The organism is Planctomycetaceae bacterium, assembly GCA_041398825.1.
Classification (GTDB): domain Bacteria; phylum Planctomycetota; class Planctomycetia; order Planctomycetales; family Planctomycetaceae; genus F1-80-MAGs062.
The window spans coordinates 40,819-57,745 of sequence record JAWKTX010000023.1 but is presented as its reverse complement, the minus strand read 5'-3'; the positions used below and the strand labels follow the sequence as shown (position 1 = coordinate 57,745).

General features: G+C 56.0%; 13 protein-coding genes. 4 read left to right on the top strand and 9 right to left on the bottom strand.

Features of this window, described 5'->3' with window-relative positions:
- A partial coding sequence (locus tag R3C20_25420; GenBank protein ID MEZ6043851.1) for a hypothetical protein occupies positions 1–306 on the bottom strand: 306 nt, incomplete at its 3' end.
- 44 nt (positions 307–350) lie between these two features.
- A complete protein-coding gene (locus R3C20_25415) occupies positions 351–725 on the bottom strand; it encodes a hypothetical protein (GenBank protein MEZ6043850.1) in 375 nt (124 codons plus the stop codon).
- Between the two features lie 34 nt (positions 726–759).
- Here R3C20_25415 and R3C20_25410 point away from each other — a divergent pair, with 34 nt between their 5' ends.
- The gene (locus R3C20_25410) at positions 760–1,086 is read left to right on the top strand and encodes a hypothetical protein (GenBank protein MEZ6043849.1); all 327 of its coding nucleotides are present in this window, start codon (positions 760–762) and stop codon (positions 1,084–1,086) included.
- A 9-nt stretch (positions 1,087–1,095) separates the two neighbouring features.
- Here R3C20_25410 and R3C20_25405 read toward each other — a convergent pair whose 3' ends face one another.
- Entirely contained in the window at positions 1,096–2,304 is a 1,209-nt protein-coding gene (locus tag R3C20_25405) for a transposase (GenBank protein MEZ6043848.1), read from the bottom strand.
- A gap of 29 nt (positions 2,305–2,333) precedes the next feature.
- Positions 2,334–3,347, bottom strand: a complete 1,014-nt coding sequence (locus R3C20_25400) for a site-specific integrase (protein ID MEZ6043847.1) — start codon at positions 3,345–3,347, stop codon at positions 2,334–2,336.
- A 418-nt stretch (positions 3,348–3,765) separates the two neighbouring features.
- Here R3C20_25400 and R3C20_25395 point away from each other — a divergent pair, with 418 nt between their 5' ends.
- Both R3C20_25395 and R3C20_25390 read left to right on the top strand, forming a co-directional pair.
- Complete coding sequence (locus R3C20_25395; protein MEZ6043846.1) at positions 3,766–5,130, top strand: bifunctional diguanylate cyclase/phosphodiesterase; 1,365 nt, start codon at positions 3,766–3,768, stop codon at positions 5,128–5,130.
- A gap of 326 nt (positions 5,131–5,456) precedes the next feature.
- Entirely contained in the window at positions 5,457–6,806 is a 1,350-nt protein-coding gene (locus tag R3C20_25390) for an efflux RND transporter periplasmic adaptor subunit (GenBank protein ID MEZ6043845.1), read from the top strand.
- Between the two features lie 160 nt (positions 6,807–6,966).
- Here R3C20_25390 and R3C20_25385 read toward each other — a convergent pair whose 3' ends face one another.
- Complete coding sequence (locus tag R3C20_25385; protein MEZ6043844.1) at positions 6,967–8,487, bottom strand: sulfatase; 1,521 nt, start codon at positions 8,485–8,487, stop codon at positions 6,967–6,969.
- Between the two features lie 93 nt (positions 8,488–8,580).
- A complete protein-coding gene (locus tag R3C20_25380; GenBank protein ID MEZ6043843.1) occupies positions 8,581–9,849 on the bottom strand; it encodes a dicarboxylate/amino acid:cation symporter in 1,269 nt (422 codons plus the stop codon).
- A gap of 526 nt (positions 9,850–10,375) precedes the next feature.
- Between R3C20_25380 and R3C20_25375 the strand changes: the two genes are divergently transcribed.
- Positions 10,376–11,878, top strand: coding sequence for a YdiU family protein (locus R3C20_25375; GenBank protein ID MEZ6043842.1), 1,503 nt, complete (start codon positions 10,376–10,378; stop codon positions 11,876–11,878).
- Between the two features lie 139 nt (positions 11,879–12,017).
- On the opposite strand, the gene ppk1 is transcribed toward R3C20_25375, so the two are convergent.
- From ppk1 to R3C20_25360, 3 genes are all read right to left on the bottom strand, one after another.
- Positions 12,018–14,117 carry a polyphosphate kinase 1 gene (ppk1, locus tag R3C20_25370; protein MEZ6043841.1) on the bottom strand — a complete coding sequence of 700 codons (2,100 nt, stop codon included), beginning with the start codon at positions 14,115–14,117 and terminating at the stop codon, positions 12,018–12,020.
- A 91-nt stretch (positions 14,118–14,208) separates the two neighbouring features.
- The gene (locus tag R3C20_25365; GenBank protein ID MEZ6043840.1) at positions 14,209–15,819 is read right to left on the bottom strand and encodes an exopolyphosphatase; all 1,611 of its coding nucleotides are present in this window, start codon (positions 15,817–15,819) and stop codon (positions 14,209–14,211) included.
- Positions 15,820–15,874: 55 nt separating this feature from the next.
- Complete coding sequence (locus R3C20_25360; GenBank protein ID MEZ6043839.1) at positions 15,875–16,864, bottom strand: ROK family protein; 990 nt, start codon at positions 16,862–16,864, stop codon at positions 15,875–15,877.
- Positions 16,865–16,927: the final 63 nt, after the last annotated feature.

The window sequence follows — 16,927 nt, the reverse complement described above, 5'->3', positions numbered from 1 at the left end:
GAACGTTTCAGCCACTTGTTCCGCGCCGGGAAGAGGAATAATTGCGAGATGGAATGGATCTGGGCCGCCGATATTCAGGTTGAGTCCGGGCTCGATACCTGAAAGACACTCAGCGACGTCGTTAACGAGTTCAGACAACGCGGCAGAATCGTTTGCGTTTATTGCCGCTTCGATCTCGTTAGCTCGTTTCGCAAGCGTGTTCCAGAAATCCGCTTGCATCAGTACGAATAGTCCTTCGCTATCACCCGGTTGGCGCGAGTGACGTTGCAAGGTGAAATCCGGCACCGTCGCCAACTCGGTGTGCATTGCATTGTTATGCCGTTTGCTGCGCCAATCAACCCTGCACGCAGTCAAGGTTGTCTCGGAACAGAACGCGGCTGAGCGGAACTGTCTCTGCGCTTCAACTGAAGATTAAGCAACGCGATCGCAGCGACAACAAAGCAGCATGCAGCGAAGCAAATCATTAGAAACCACGAATACTCAGCCGTGGTTGCATGCGGGGACGACAAATTAAACCACGCACTGCCGCTCAACCCAGGACAAAGAATCACGTACGTGAAGAAAAGCACGGCCATACCAACTTTGAGGTTCCGACTGGTGGTGGCGGTCAACATGTTGATCAGCGAGTTGATCAGCAAGGCAAACAGTATCAGTGCAGCAATGATCGCAACGGGTACACCGATGAAAGCCAGGTCATATCCCTCGTAAATTGTGGCGAATGTCATTCGAACACCTTAAGGGCATAACGAATTGCGATCTATGCGTCGGGCGATTAGCCGACGTATAGATCGTGCGTTGAACTTTGCCGCTTCGCGAGCGGCTCGGGGTGGTGGGCTCCCTTGCGGGATTCGTTACGTCGACGAGCTTGACGTCGGCCAGTCTATCCGCAGGGAAGCCGGTTGTCACTCCGGAAGTGAGTCTTCGGCAGACGTCCGTATGGGGCGGATGGTCTGGCAGGGGGGATCGCGAGGAATGCCGGTCCGGTTCGGCCATGGCCGGCGACCGGTCGGCGCAGCGGAGAACCGATTGCGTCCGGATTCGGTGAGCGAATCGTCGGAGCAATGCCTGCAGTCGTTCGAACTCTGAGGACCGCCGTCATCCGCCGGACTCCCATGTTCGATGCGATCGGGGTTGATACCAGGCCGGCCGGTCGTCGCTGCTGAAGATGTCACGCCAGCTGGTGCGGTAAACCAGATCCAGTCGCTCAAGCTCCTCGCCGCACATCGGACACGGACGACCCGGACGGTCGAGAGTTTCTGGTGTGTGCTCGACGTCATGCGCCGTGTCGGCGGCAACGGGGACTGGCGTCTGGCCGGAAGAGTCCTGCGGACCAGCGAACCGCTCACACGCTGCAAGGAAGCGTTTCCGATGCGGGCTGCTCCAGCCACCGAATCGACGGGACTTTGTAAACCCCGACGGCAGAACGTGCAGGCACCAGCGACGGACGAACTCGGCACCGGACAGGGTGACCTGTTCGGTTTCCTCGCTGCCGCCACGAGTTGTCCCGGTGCGGGCCGTGAACGTGGCCTCGGTTCCGTCATCGCTCACGAGACGCCGATCCGAGATCGGGCCGCCTGTCAGGTAACGCGCCAGATAGCGGATGACGTCTTCCGGTCGAGAACCTTTCGGAGGCGGTTCGATGTACGTCACCCACGACTTTGCTTCCAGTGGAGCAAGAAACGTTTCGAAGTGATCCGCGTCCCGCAGCCGGGACCAGGTGCCCTCGAGTTTCAGGTTCCCCGCCGCATGAAGCCGTCGCAGTCCGGCAAGGAACCGAGTCCGGAACTCCCGCCGCAGTTCGTTCGCATCGACCAGCCACCAGCGGTCCGGACGTTCGTGCGGCGGAGGAACGGCTCGCTTCCATTGGTCCGGATGCTTCAGCGACGGTCCGCCGCCCGGCACGACCGCATGCACGTGCACGTGAGATTCCAGATGCTGGTTCCAGGTGTGCAGTACCATCGCGGCCGCCGCTTCGAACTGCTGCTCCTCTTCGATGATCGTCCTGAGAGATTCCCACGCCGAACGAAACAGCAGCCGGAACATCTCACGCCGGTTCCCCAGAGCCAGCGATGACAGGTCATCGGGAATCGTGAACACCACCTGATAGCAATCGACGCCCGGCACCAGCAGCGGCCGCATGGTGTCGACCCATGTCACTCGCTGAGCACCCCGGCACTGCGGGCAGTGGCGATCACCGCACGAATTGGGAATGCGGACTCCCGTGCCGCAGTTCGCACACCAGTGCCAGGATGCTCCCAGAGGCGGTGTTCGGCACAGCGAGATCTTCGCCAGCGTGCTCTGCACGTGCGGACACGCGGCCGATGCATTCGCCGCTATGAACCCGGCCGCGTGCCGTCGAAGGATGTCGATGACCCGTGGACCACTCTGCCGCCCGGATCGGTCGACGATCCCGGATTCGTCCCTGGCCGGGTCACCGGCGGACTCGAACGCTGTGAGTTCGTCCGAGCCTGTTCCCAGCCGGGAAGCTGCCGCACGGGAAGCCAGTCGGCCGGTGACGGAACGCTGTTCAGGTGCAGTTGACGCACATGCAGATACTTCATCGTCGTGCTGAAGCTGGCGTGACCCAGCAGTCGGCTGATCGTCAGCAGGTCGACGCCCGCTTCCAGCAGATGAGTCGCGAAACTGTGGCGCAGCGTGTGGGGCGTGACATCGCGTACGATGCCGGCCTGAGCGGCGGCCGCCTTGCACACTTTCTGAATCGTGGTCGATGCGAACGGAACGTCGGGTGTCCTGCCCGGAAACAGATAGTCCGCAGGACGGTATTCTCTCCAGTACTCCCGGAGTTCGCTCAGCAGACGCGGTGACAGCGGCACGCGACGCTCCTTCCCGCCCTTGCCCGAGGCGATGCGAAGCTGCATCCGCTGGCTCTCGATGTCGCCGATCTTCAGGCGGGCCGCTTCGCTGAGACGCATTCCGGTCGAGTACAGCGTCAGCAGAAACGTGCGATGTTTCCTGTTCGGGACGCATGCGATCAACTGTGAGACTTCTTCCCCGCTCAGTACCTGCGGCAACCGTTTCGGACGCTTGCCGAACGGGACCATCGAGACAACCCAGTCGCGGGGATACGTGGTTCGAAACAAAAACCGTAGCCCGCAAACCGCCTGATTGAACGAACTCCAGCTGACTTTCCGCTGCTCGATCAGGTGCAGTTGAAACGATCGCACGTCTTCGGCGGATGCCGACTCCGGCGAATGGTCCAGAAACTGTGCGAACCGGCCAACGTGGTACGTGTAGGCGTCGATGGTCTTCTGCGAGTAATTCCGCAGTCGCATATCATCGGCCATCCGCTGAGTCAGCGCAGTGACGCGATTCTGCCACGGTGTCATGCGAGTCTCCCCTGAGTGAAAAGCAGAACAGAACACAACCGTGAGCCCGGACGATTCCGGACACAGACGAGCGGCGTGTTCTTTCACTCAGCATCTCTTACGTTCTGACCGGGGACTGTCGGAATCACGGCGGACGCAGAGGAAACGCCGCTCCGGACCATCACACGCCCGCACAGCGCCTGCAACCTGGAACATGCTCACAACCTGGCACATCGCTGCAACCTGGCCAACCAGGAGGCCCGTTGCGACCTGGACAATCCAGGCGACCTGGAACTTCGTTATATCACGATGTTTAAGTACGACAGTGTAACGAAGACGCCACCTTAATTAACGCCACGCGCTAATGTAGGGACCTCGCGAAGCGGTTAAGTTCAACGCAACAGATATCACGGCTCGCAAACGTTACGAAACGGACTTGATGAAAGCTGCCCGGCTGGATCAGCTAACCGGCCTTGCCAATCGTTCGCTCTTTCACGAACGTCTGTTGACGGCCATGAATCACTTTCGGCGAAATAACAGCCGTCAGTTCGCGCTGATGTTCCTGGACTTCGACCGATTCAAGCTGGTCAACGACAGTCTTGGTCATGATGTTGGCGACTTGCTGCTGAAGGAAATCGCCGTCCGACTACGCCGGCATGTCCGGTCCACAGATGAGATCACCGTTGAAACAAGTGCGGCAACCGTAGCTCGCCTCGGAGGCGATGAATTTGTTGTGCTTGCTGAAGACATCCGGAGCCCCCGAGATGCCGTTTGCCTCGCGCAGCGATTGCTGGATGTCTGTGGTGAGCCGTATGACCTGAACGGCCAGGTTGTCCAGTCCTCGGCCAGCATTGGAATTGTTTGCAGCGACCTGAAGTACCGGACGGCTGACGAGATGCTTCGCGATGCGGATATCGCGATGTATCAGGCAAAAGCGCGGGGGAAAGCGCAGTATGTTATCTTTGATGCCAGTATGCAGCAGGCCGTGCGCGACCGTGTTCAGATCGAAGAAGATCTCCGGATCGCGCTGGCCGAGAATCAATTCGTGCTTCACTACCAGCCCATTGTCTCACTCACGGACGGCCATCTGAGCAGTGTCGAAGCATTGGCTCGCTGGAATCATCCAACGCGCGGAATTGTCTCACCAAAGCAGTTCATTTCGATTGCTGAAGAGACAAGGCTGATTCTGCCACTGAGCTTGTGGGTCCTTCGTGAAGCGTGCCACCAGTTTGTGGAATGGAAAACAAAATTCCCCGAGACGGCTCCGGCGTATGTCAGCGTAAACCTGTCCCGAATTCAGCTGGCCGAAGCGACGCTTGTGAGTCAGGTCATGGAGATCATTTCCGCTACGGGGATTCACCCTGAACAGCTTCAGCTGGAGGTCACGGAATCTGAAATTATGGAGAACGCCCACGCCGCTCGGGAAATGCTGAACGCACTCAAGGCTGAGGGCATTCGACTGGCAATGGATGATTTCGGTACCGGCCATTCTTCTCTGGCATGTCTGCATGAATTTCCATTTGATGTCTTGAAAATCGATCAGGCATTTATCCGAAACTTCGATCGCGGCCGCGCATTTATTGCCCTCGCAAATTCAATTGTTTCGCTCGCTGACAATCTGGGTATGGAATGTGTCGCGGAAGGCATTGAGACGATCGACCAGATTGCCACGCTTCAGGCAATGGGCTGCACCTGCGGGCAGGGGTATTATTTTGGAAAGCCTGTTTCCGTGGAAGTGCTCATGAAAGGGGAATGGCGCGCTTCTTCCCTGGCATCGTCAACGGCAGTTCAGTCAGACTGGTAGTCGTAACTTAAATGCAGGTGCACTGTTTTGTTATTTCTTGAGTGCCGGATTGCCCGCGTCTTTTCAAGCGCCAAAGCATTCCTCCTGCACTGCTGATGTTCAAAGAGCCCTCCCGGAGTGCGTAGCTGTATCCTGAGTTGCTGTCGCTGAATGAGCCGGAATCGTCGGTCATGTTATCGATGAAGCAGCATTTCCGTATGCGATTTGCAGTGATCGCTGCTTGTCATCTGAACAATTTAGTGCGATCATGTTGCCCTGGGGTTTGCCCCGTGCCTGCCATGATGATGCCCGCCCCACGTTTCTATTCCTCGCCTGAGAATTTAAAAGTGACCATTCAGCGTTCCACGATTGCCCGAAACGGTAGACAGCGATTTCTGTATGGCTGTCTGGTGGTGACCCTGCTTTCCGGATGCCAGAAACAGGCCGCTTCGTCTCTGAACGAGGTTTCCGGCCAGAAGGATCTTCCTCAGATTCGGGTCGATGTGATCGCGGTGGATCGGGTGAAATGGCCGACAATCGTGCGAAGCCATGGTAGTCTGGTGCCGGATGAAGTTGCGGTGATTGGCAGCCGAATAGATGGACGTGTTTCCCAGGTTGATGTGGATCTGGGCGATCGTGTGACTCAGGGAATGACGCTGGTGACCATCGGTCAGGCAGAATTTCAGTTAAGAGTCGAGCAGGCGGAGGCTCAGCTGCTTCAGGCCAGGTCTGCGGTAGGGCTGCGGCCCGGAGATCCAGTGGCTCAGTTACAGCCAGAGAATGCGCCTCCTGTGCTCGAACACAAAGCTCTCTGGAATGAAGCACGCGGTAATCTTGACCGTGCAGAAATGCTGCTGGCAAAGAATTCAATCACCGCGTCAGAGATTGATCAAATCAAGGCCGCTGCTGCAGTCGCTGAAGCGAGGTTTAAGTCGGCCCTGAATTCGGTGCATGAGAAGATCGCTCAGATCGGTGTCCGCGAAGCAGAACTTGCGCTGGCGAAAGAACAATTGGCAGATACAACCATCGTCGCTCCCTTTGACGGACTGATCCAGAGTCGGGATGTTTCCCCCGGCACCTATCTGCGGACCGGCGATGCTGTGGCAACACTGGTCCGCACAGATACCCTGCGATTTCGTGGTACGCTCCCTGAGCGTTTTTCACTGGATATTTCGGTTGGCCAGTCCGTGGAGCTGGAGATAGAGTCTGTTGCGACTCCGGTGAAAGTCCCCGTCACGCGGATCAGTCCGGCAGTGGACCTCACCAGCCGGTCACTTTTGTTTGAGGCGGTTGTCGATAATTCTGCCGGAAGCCTCCGCAGCGGATTGTTCGCAGAAGCTCGAATCGTTACGGACGAAACGTCAACCACAGTTGCAATTCCTCACAGTGCCCTGGTCGAGTTTGCCGGCGCAGAGAAGGTATGGAAGGTTGTGGATGGAGTTGCCAAAGAGCAGCAGGTCTTGACAGGAGAGCGTCGGGCGGACGGCATCGAGATTCTTCAGGGGTTGCAGCCAGGCGATATGATTCTGAGCGATGGTCGCGAAGGGATGGTGGCTTCGGTGCTGCCGAACACAGGCGATGAATCACTCGCGACATCGAGCAACTCCGCAGCCGAGGACAATGCAGCCGAGGACAATGCAGCCGAGGACAATGCAGCCAGCCATGCCGACGGTGGAAATGGTGAGCACGCTGAGTAGTGGGCTCAGGCGGGGAAGTCCTTCCGGATAACGGTGCGAATCAGTTTGGCCTGTCCTGCGGGACAGGATGCCGTGAACCCGGCCGGCGCCAATGCCGACTCAACGGCCCCGCGTCTTCACTTTACACTTGCTGCACAGTTGATCGGGTTGGGAACCAAAGTTACTGCTGTTTCCATTCCGGCCGAACAATTGGTTGCTGTTCGGTAAGCATGGCGGAATGTTGTGCTACAACATCGCGTTGCTCGGCCTGATTCGCGATGTTGCGGGTTTCATCAGGATCATTGACGTGATCGTAGAGTTCACGATCCGTGGTTTGTCCTGTTTTCCAGTCGCGCCATTCGGTGTAACGGTGCGTTGCAGAGCGGATTGAGTAGCCCATATGTGTGGGCTGCTTGTCTGGTTCGCGGTCGTAATATGCTGGCCGCGGGTGCTGCGTAAGTGCGACATCACGCACGCTGCTGTGGACGTTTGAAAGTACCGGGACCAGACTTCGGCCATCCAGACCTTCACGGGAGGGAAGGCCACAGAGTTCGATGAGCGTCGGATAAAGATCGGTCAGTTCTGCCAGTGAATCTGTTCTTTTGCCGGCAGTCGTCATGCCGGGCGTCGCTATGATCAGAGGAACACGAGCATCCAGTTCGAAGTTGGACGTCTTTGCCCACAAAGTCTGCTCTCCCAGATGATAACCGTGGTCTGACCAGAAGACGACGACAGTGTGCCGGGTGAGGTCGTTATGGTCGAGTGCATCAAGTACTTTTCCGATTTGTGCGTCCATGTAGCTGATGTTTGCCAGGTATCCATGTCGCATTTCACGAATATTCTCCTCCGTGATCTTGCGAGTTTTTACGCCAAGGATTTCACGACTGTCATGCCAGGCAATTCGGGGCGCATCGGTTGGCCATTCAGCATGCCGGGGCAGGGGGATCTGATCGCGTTCGTACAAATCCCAGTATTTTTTTGGCGCGTTAAAGGGTGAGTGTGGTTTCCAGAAACCCACGGCAAGAAAGAACGGCTGCTGGCTGTGCTTGAGTTGGCTGATTGCTTCGACTGCGAGCTTCGCAACGCGTCCGTCAAAATACGCATCATCAGGAACATCTCGGCAATCACATTTGGGATCGATCGCAGAACTGGGAGGTATTTCACCTTCAACAACGGCTTGGTCCCGGCCATGATTGGCAAAATGCATCACAGCCGGAACGCTCCACGATTGAGGGTCCCCCTGGACTTCATGGATCCAGTTGTGAAAGATCTTTCCGATGTTCTGGGTGAAATAGCCCTGTTGTTTGAAGTGTTCCGGGAGGGTGACAGCATTTGGATTCCTGTCGCGAAAGTGTGTCGGCAGATCCCAGATTTGCAGGCTGTCAGGATGCCGTCCCGTCATCAGAGAGGCACGCGATGGATTGCAGACGGCCTGCTGGCAATACGCACGATCAAACACAACACCGCGTTGTGCCAGACGATCCAGATTTGGTGTCCTGACCATTGAGTGGCCATAACACGCCAAATCATTTCGCAGATCGTCCGCGGCGATGAACAGAACATTCATGTGGTCGGCCGCAGATGTCACAGAAGCCAGGCAGAAAAAAATCGCCACGCCAAAGGACAAGGTACGGATACCATTCAACAGTGTCACGCGGTACTTGTGAGTCACGGGAAGCTCTTTCACGGGAAGCTTTGTCATCGGGCCGACTTTGAATTTGGGGTTCGGGCCGTGTTCTTATGTTTTGAATCCCAGGTCAGGAGTGATGATGTCATCCCGGACCACATCATGATTTCAGGTCGCGTCCGCCGTCGTTTCAGCCGGCTTGACTTTGCCGTCCAGGAGACAACTGACGTTGACGTCGCCCAGCACATTGATGGTTGTACGGCATCGATCAAGGAACCAGTCGACGGTGAGTAACAGAGCGATATATTCAGTTGGCAAACCGACCGCGCTGAAGACGAGTGTCATGGTCACCAGGCCGGCTTCCGGAATTCCGGCCGCGCCGACAGACGCGATGATCGACGTCAGCACAATAATCAGCTGCTGCGTCATCGTAAGTTCCTGGCCGATGAGCTGAGCGACGAACAATGCTGCCATGGCTTCATAAAGCGCGGTTCCGTCGTTGTTGAAGTTCGCTCCCACGAGCGCGCCCATGCTGGCCGATTCTTCGCGGACGCCCACTTTTTCCTTCAGACAGGCGTAAGTCACGGGCATCGTTGCTGTTGAGCTGTCAGTGGAGAATGCCATGACCAGAGCATCTCTCATACTTCTCAGCATGTGGATCGGTGGCACCCACGAAAACAGCCGGATGCGAATCAGGTACCAGAGTGTTTGCAGCAGAAGTGCAACGATCACTGCAAGAATGAATGCGCCCATCGCTTTGAAGGGACCAAAGCCTTCCGTTCCGACAACTTTTGCAACGATGGCAAAAACGCCAAGCGGCACCAGGGCAATGATCCAGTGCAGGACCTTTAGCAGGACGTCGTACGCGATTTCAACCAGATCCTGCACGTTGGCAATCGGCTTTTCTCTCATATCACGCAGGGCGACACCGAATGCAACTGCAATGAATATGACGCCTATGATGTTCTGTTTATCACCCAGTGGTCCCAGAATACTTCTGGGGACATTGGCAACAAGAAGATCAACAGGTGAAACCGGACCATCACCATGCTCAGACTCTGTTGTTGACGTCGGTGCATCGAACGTTGCCCACGTTCCAGGCTTCATGATATTGGCAACACCCAATCCAATCACAATGGCCATTGTGGTATTCAGGATTAAAAGGCCCGCCAGTCGGCCAGCTGTCTTTCTGGTAATTTCGGTGGTCATCAGAACGTGTGTGACCGCAATCAGAATCAATGGCGGAGCCAGCGCGCCAAGAAGCTGAAGAATAACCTTGCTTGGCAATTCGAAAACAACGGCCCGACTGCCCAGCAGCAGACCTGTGAACAGACCAGCAACGAGTGCGATCAGGATGCGCCAGTAAAGTGGCATCTGATTCCAGCGGGTCAGCAGACTGGCACTCTTTTGTGATTTTTCCTGATCAGGATCGCTCATCATTGAAACCTTTCGATGCAGATGGGCTCAGATTGTAGCCAGCAGCGAACGATGTCGCGAACCGTTGAGTTTTCCCGGGAGAAAACCAAATCTTCATTGGGCTGTTACGATTCAAACAGTCGCCGGAAACCGCTTGGAGATGTCAGAAGCCTGTTGAAGAACGGGCCTGGTTCGAGCAGGAACCGTTAAAACACGATGGTTTCCAGTCCTCCTGCCTGCCAGTCCCGATTTTTCAACGGACAGTTGGGACAGAGATAGTGTCTGGTACATGACCGCGGCAGTTTGTATTGGTTTTGCTTTGCTTCGCGGCGGATTCTGGCCGCGGTGTTTCAGCACCGCCTTCGAAGTTCCGGGCATTTCGGAGTGTTCCCATCAACACGCAGTCATATCATCCATGTCGCCGCGCTGAAACATCGTTCCGCGAATGGACAGGCACTAATCCACCCTCAGTTTTGCGGGGCTCGCCAATGGGCCCTGATGCGCCTACAGTGTGGAGTCCATTGTCTACCAGAAGTCGGAGAAATCAGTGTCGCGTGAATTGCCCGTGTCTTCGAACCCGGATTCTTTCGGCTGGTGTTTTGAAAACACCTATACACAGCTGCCATCAGAATTCTTTGCGGTGGCCGAGCCGGTCAAAGTCGCAGATGCAAAGCTTGTCGTAGCCAACCATCGGCTGGCATTGGAGCTTGGGCTGCGGCTGAATGATCAGCCTGCCGGGCATCTGGCAGCCCTGTTTGCCGGACAGCAAATTCCGGTGGGGGCCAAACCGATTGCGCAGGCCTACGCAGGCCATCAGTTTGGTGGGTTCACGATTCTGGGAGATGGTCGGGCAATTCTGCTGGGAGAACATCGAACGCCGCTCGGCGAACGGATCGACATTCAACTGAAGGGATCCGGGCAAACTCCGTACTCCCGTCGCGGCGACGGACGCGCAGCTCTGGGGCCAATGCTCAGAGAATACATCATCAGCGAAGCGATGCACGGTTTGAAGATTCCGACAACTCAAAGTCTGGCCGTTGTGACGACTGGCGAAACCGTCTATCGGGAAACGCCCCTGCGCGGGGCCATTCTGACGCGTGTCGCGGCCAGTCATATTCGCGTTGGTACGTTTCAGTTCGCCGCCAGCCGACAGGACGAATCCAGTCTGCGTGCGTTGGCCGATTATACGATACATCGCCATTACCCTGAAATCTCGAACAGCGATTGCACCGATGCCGAAAGGTGTCTTCAGTTCCTTCGTGCTGTTGCCGATCGTCAGGCCGCTCTGATTGCGCAATGGCAAATGGCAGGTTTCATTCATGGTGTGATGAATACCGACAACATGGCCATCAGCGGAGAGACCATTGATTACGGTCCCTGCGCATTCATGGACCACTATGACCCGGCAACGGTGTTTAGTTCGATTGACCATCGGGGGCGTTATGCCTACGGAAACCAGCCTGCGATCGGGCAATGGAATCTGGCCCGATTTGCCGAAACCCTGCTCCCGTTACTGGATGCCGACGAAGCGATTTCGGTCGAAAAGGCGACGGCCGCGCTGGATGAATATGCTGAGCGTTTCGATAGCTATTGGCTGCAGGGGATGCGGCGAAAGCTTGGACTTCAGGCAGAACTGGATGAAGATCGCGAACTTGTGAACCAGTTGCTGGAATGGATGAAGTCTGTGAAGGCAGATTTAACAAATACATTCGATGATCTTTCGACGGGCCGTGCATCGGAGTCCTTTGGCGGTTTGTATGCCGAGGCGACATTTGTCAACTGGTGTGCTCGATGGAACGACCGTCTGAAGGTCGATGGCAATACCCGGGAATCGGTTCGTCAGGGAATGCTGGCGGTGAACCCTGCAAGAATAGCTCGCAACCACCGCGTCGAAGAAGCGCTGACAGCAGCGACGGAACGCGACGATCTAAGCACGATGCATCGTCTGCTGGATGCCCTGGCAAGTCCTTTTGATCGTGACCCGCAGTTCGATGTGTATCGTGATCCCTCGCCCCCCGGGACGTGCTATCGCACATTCTGCGGAACATAACTCTGCACGGGATGTCAACGTGTTTCGAACAATTTGCAGATAACTCCCGGCGCAGTGCCAGGGATTTTCACCATGCCTGCCACGCTGAACATGCTGGATCCTGGCGTTACCCGGGCTTATGTGTAACCAGGTTTGTGTGTTAACCGGGTTCCACGGGCACGAATGTCGTGCGGTTTCTTTCTGATGCCGCTTCGGCCGCTTCGCGTGCGCGGCGCTGAAATTCCAGCTGGCATCGATAGGGGCGAGTCGGCATTGTGTCTCGCGGCTCACTCTGCCCAGTGGCAGTAATTCTGCGAGCGCGCAGATTATCCCGCAGGCATGCTTTCAGAATACTGATCGCGCGACGCTTGCAGGAATCATCCAGAAGCGGGATCAGCAGTTCGACTCGGCGATCCAGATTTCTTGTCATCCAGTCCGCGCTGGAGATGAAGACGCGTTCGTCACCACCATGGTAAAAATAGAGGATGCGAGCGTGTTCCAGAAATCGATCGATGATACTGGTAACGGTGATGTTTTCGCTGAGTCCCGGTACGCCCGGCTTCAGGCAGCAAATGCCGCGGATATTCAGATGAATCAGGACGCCTGCCTGCGAGGCCTTGTAAAGAGCCTGAATCATATCGGGATCGGCCAGGGAATTGAGTTTGAGGATGATGCGTCCCTGGTCGCCATTCTTTGCACGGTCTGCTTCGACCGAGATCATTTCCAGCAGTTTTTCCCGCATACCGATCGGGGCAGATTCGATTTGAGCAAACTGCTGAATCTGTGAAGAACCCGTGATCGCGTTGAACCAGGAGATCGCATCATTGCCCAATTCGCGGTTGCACGTCATGTAGCTAATGTCCGTGTAGAACTTCGCCGTGAGTTCGTTGTAGTTCCCGGTTCCAAAATGAACATATCGCTGGAAACCCTGGGGTTCGCGACGAACAACGATGCAGGCCTTCGCATGGGTCTTTAATCCGCGGACGCCATAAATCACCTGAACGCCGCTGTATTCCATCTGTCGCGCCCATTCGATGTTGCGTGCTTCATCGAATCTGGCCTTCAGTTCCACGATGACAGTCACGTTCTTTCCGTTTTCTGCGGCCTTCATCAGAGCCTTGACAACCGGACTGTTTCGGCTTGTTCGATACAGCGTTTGTTTGATAGCCACGACATCCCGGTCTTCGGCAGCTTCGTTCAGCAGCCGAAGCAGCGGATCGAACGATTCATATGGGTGATGAAGCAGGATGTCCTGAAGCCGAATGGCCTCGAAGATCGATTCACCTGGTTCGAACAACGGGTTTTCGCAGGAAGACCACGGTGGGTACAGATACTGATCGAAGCCGCTGATGTCGGCAATTTGCATCAGGTCGCTCATGCCAACAATCCCGGGGACGACATAGATGTCGCGTTCCCCGAGTCTGAGGAGTGTCTTCAGAAAATCCATCATGGCACGCGTCACCTGATCGGAAAGTTCGAGACGCGTACAAAAACTATCCTTGCGATAATCCAGCACGTCTTCCATTTCGGCCAGCAGGTCCGCGCCATCTTCTTCACTCACGCTCAGGTCGGCATTTCGTGTGACGCGAAACGGCACCGTCGAAATGACTTCCTCACCAGGAAAGAATCGTTCGGCCATCATGGCGATGACATCTTCGGTCAGAATGAATTCATGCCCGCCGTTTGAAGGCAGCGTGATGTATCGCAGGTCGAATCGTCCGAAAGGCACGACAGCGAACCGGTGTCCGCTGGGGGATGAGGCGCACTTGAGTTGAACGGCCACATTCAGCGTTCGGCCAAACAGAAGTGGAAACCTGGCAGGGTCATGGACAGCGATGGGCGTGAGGACAGCCTGCAGTTGTTCCTGAAAAACGCTGTCAAGAAATTCTGATTGTTTTTCATTCAGCTCGTCGGCCCGCCGCCGACGGATGCCAATTTCAGCAAGCTGAGGTTCCAGTTGACCCAGGTAGATACGATTCTGGTCGGCCACCATTTGCTGAGTACGCTTGCTGATGGCCGTCAGTTGTTCCAGCGGCGTCATCCCGGCTGGATCAGCGCCCGTGTCACCTCGTCGAATCGACGTCAGCAAACTGCCCACGCGCACCATGAAAAATTCATCCAGGTTGGATGCGGTGATGGCCAGAAAGCGAAGTTGTTCCAGCAGGGGCACGGATGGGTCACAAGCTTCGTCCAGGACGCGCTGGTTAAATTCAAGCCAGCTGAGTTCGCGGTTGAAGAAGTCAGATTCTTCGTGTGACATTTTCACAATCCGGTCGCTGAATGAAGGATTCGAAATGAGGTGATCGAGTTACTGGTTTGTTGAGCGATCGAAAAGCCTGAGGATCCTGCTGTCACCTTTGTGTTTCCCGAAGCAGCACGCTCAGGCCGAACGTATCTTCGAACAGGGTGGACTGACCTCGGAGCTCCATGCGTTCGAGCGAAAGATCAGCAGCGGTGTTTGTGACAGTGATCACAAGGCGTCCTCCCTCGACCGTGCACTGAAGGTCGCGAACTCGCTGAGTCGATGAATGGTCAAGTGCAACACAAATGCGAAGGATTCCGGCGAGTCGGGATACGATCACGCGACTATCCCGATCCAGTCTGGCGAAAGCTTCATGCGTTGGTTTTGGGGCAGCACGTCGATGATATCTGGCAATCAGGGCAACCAGCGTGTGGTCGTGAAGATTGAGCCCGAATAACTCGCTGTTCATGATCAGATAAAACGAATGTTTGTGGTACGAAGACAATCCCACAAACAGTCCGATTTCATGCAGCAAAGCAGAAACGTATAACAAAGTCTCGCACCGCTTATCCATACGGTGTTCGTTCTGAAGGCCACGGAATAGTTGCGTGGCCAGTTCCGCGACATGCTGTGCGTGAATCAGATCGACCTGATACTTGCGTGCCAGTTCCAGAGCGGAGTTGACAATCTGATCGCAGAAATCCGGTGACCAGACAGGAGTCCGCAACATGCCCTGAAGAAGAGCATCCCGCAGGTTGATGCTGGTCACAAGCAGCTGTGAACAACCCAGCTGATGGGCGATCCGGACATTCGCCAGCAGAGCCGGGACAACGGTTTCGGCCTGAGAAAGTTCGATGTGATACTTTCTCATGATACGATCCACCGTCAGATTCAGAAGCTGGCGCACCAGTTTTTCAAGATCAGCCAGTGGAACAGAAACCAGTGTGGATGGAGGCACGTCCAGTCCAAGGATCTTGGCAGCCAGTCGCATGTCTCCGCCCAGCGCAACAAAGTGGACGTCGCGTCCCTTGGGAACGGCATCGAGCAGCGGTTCCAGCGTTCGATCGATGTGACCAGTCATGACGGCACCTGCACGATTGCGAGTGGTCTGATACTGAACCAGCATCTGCTGAAGTCGAACGGATCCCAGTCGGTAGGGCTGCGAATGCAGGATGTCTCTTCCCTGAAGAATCAGCACTTCCGTGTTGCCGCCGCCAACTTCCGCGACAACGCTGATGGCATCGCTGAGCTCCGGCGTGTTCTGCAACAGCGGACGGATTCCCAGGTAGGTCACACGGGCAATTTCTGCATCATCGATCAGTTCGACTGCGAATCCCGTCGAGGTGTAAATGCGATCGAGAAACTCAAGACGGTTTGACGCTTCTCGCACGGCACTGGTTGCTACGACACGAATATTATTCGGGTCCGTACACTGATACTCGTTCAGTTTCCGTCGATATGCCTTCAGAACTCGAATGCATTCCTGAGTCGTCTTGCGATGGATTTCCCGATCTGTAAACGTGTCTTTCCCCAGCGTGACGCCGCGCACAAGTTGTTCAAGCGGACGGACTCCGTTGACACCGTCTGTTTCGCCCAGCGCGAGTCTTATGGCGGAAGTGCCGAGTTCGATGACGGCCAGCGGATAGGCATTGACGGGCCGAGCGGCTTCGCTGGCTGATTCACTTCGATTTTGCTCAGTGCCGGCACTCGTGCTCGACATGGCCTGGTGTTCCTTGAGACGGGGGGTGGCCTTCAGACGAAAACGGATACGTGTTTCATGACCGTGAATTCAACTGTTGTTTGATCAGCGCCGCCGCACCAATGGCGGTTGCCAGATCGCCCAGTTCTGCAACGCGTAATTTGTGAACGTCGGCCAGCGAAGGAAGGACATTGCGTTTGATGCCTTCACGGACACTCTCCAGATAAAGCTTCGGAAGGGCTTCGACCAGGCCTCCGCCAAGCACGACCATGTCGGGCGCCAGAATGTTGATCAGGCATCCGATTCCCCATCCTGTTTGCTCGGCCGCGCGACGGACAATCGCTTCGATCGCTGTATCTCCTTTTTCAATCGCCCGCGCGAGAACAGAGCTGCGAATTTTGGAAAGATCAGTGCCAGCCAGTTCAAAGAGTCGAGGTGCCTGCCCACGATAGGCGGCTTTGGCTGCTTCCGCAGAGATTGCAAGACGGCTTGCCAGGCCTTCCAGCGTCCCAACCGGGCCCACACCGGCAGATCCTCCTTCGGTGGCAAGCTGCAGGTAGCCGACTTCCATACAACTCGCGCGGGTGCCTCGGAAAATCTGACCCTCGTAGACGAAACCGCCCCCGATACCTGTTCCCGGAAAGACACCCAGGACGGACCGTTGCCCTTTTGCCACGCCAGCGCTGTATTCGCCGAACACTCCGCCATCAACGTCATTGCAGATGGTGGCCGGGCACTTGAATCGTTTTTCCAGCTGGTCCTTCAATGCAACATTCTTCCAGCCCAGATTCGGCGCTTCCAGGATGAGGCCTTTCTGCAGATCCAGAGGCCCCGGGCAGCCAGCTCCGATACCTGCGACGCGATCCGGTGTTACTTCCGCATCCTCAATGGCCATGTCGATCGTTTCGAACAGCCGTTCCAGCGTGACCTGGCGATCATTGGCGCTGCGAGTCTTCCGGCGTTTGCGGCCCAGTATCTTCAGCTGGTCGTCAAACACGACTGCCATCATCTTGGTTCCGCCCAGGTCAAATCCGACCCAAACGGGCTTTGCTGGCTGATCGTTCATTCTAGTCCCGCAGTGTGTTGAAGTACTTCCGCCCAGAACAGGCCGTCAAAATGGCATGGTCCA

Coding starts and splice junctions, on each gene's coding strand:
- R3C20_25415 (MEZ6043850.1), bottom strand. CDS start 725: ATGACATTCGCCACAATTTACGAGGGATATGACCTGGCTTTCATCGGT.
- R3C20_25410 (MEZ6043849.1), top strand. CDS start 760: ATGCGTCGGGCGATTAGCCGACGTATAGATCGTGCGTTGAACTTTGCC.
- R3C20_25400 (MEZ6043847.1), bottom strand. CDS start 3,347: ATGACACCGTGGCAGAATCGCGTCACTGCGCTGACTCAGCGGATGGCC.
- R3C20_25395 (MEZ6043846.1), top strand. CDS start 3,766: ATGAAAGCTGCCCGGCTGGATCAGCTAACCGGCCTTGCCAATCGTTCG.
- R3C20_25385 (MEZ6043844.1), bottom strand. CDS start 8,487: ATGACAAAGCTTCCCGTGAAAGAGCTTCCCGTGACTCACAAGTACCGC.
- R3C20_25380 (MEZ6043843.1), bottom strand. CDS start 9,849: ATGAGCGATCCTGATCAGGAAAAATCACAAAAGAGTGCCAGTCTGCTG.
- ppk1 (MEZ6043841.1), bottom strand. CDS start 14,117: ATGTCACACGAAGAATCTGACTTCTTCAACCGCGAACTCAGCTGGCTT.
- R3C20_25365 (MEZ6043840.1), bottom strand. CDS start 15,819: ATGTCGAGCACGAGTGCCGGCACTGAGCAAAATCGAAGTGAATCAGCC.
- R3C20_25360 (MEZ6043839.1), bottom strand. CDS start 16,864: ATGAACGATCAGCCAGCAAAGCCCGTTTGGGTCGGATTTGACCTGGGC.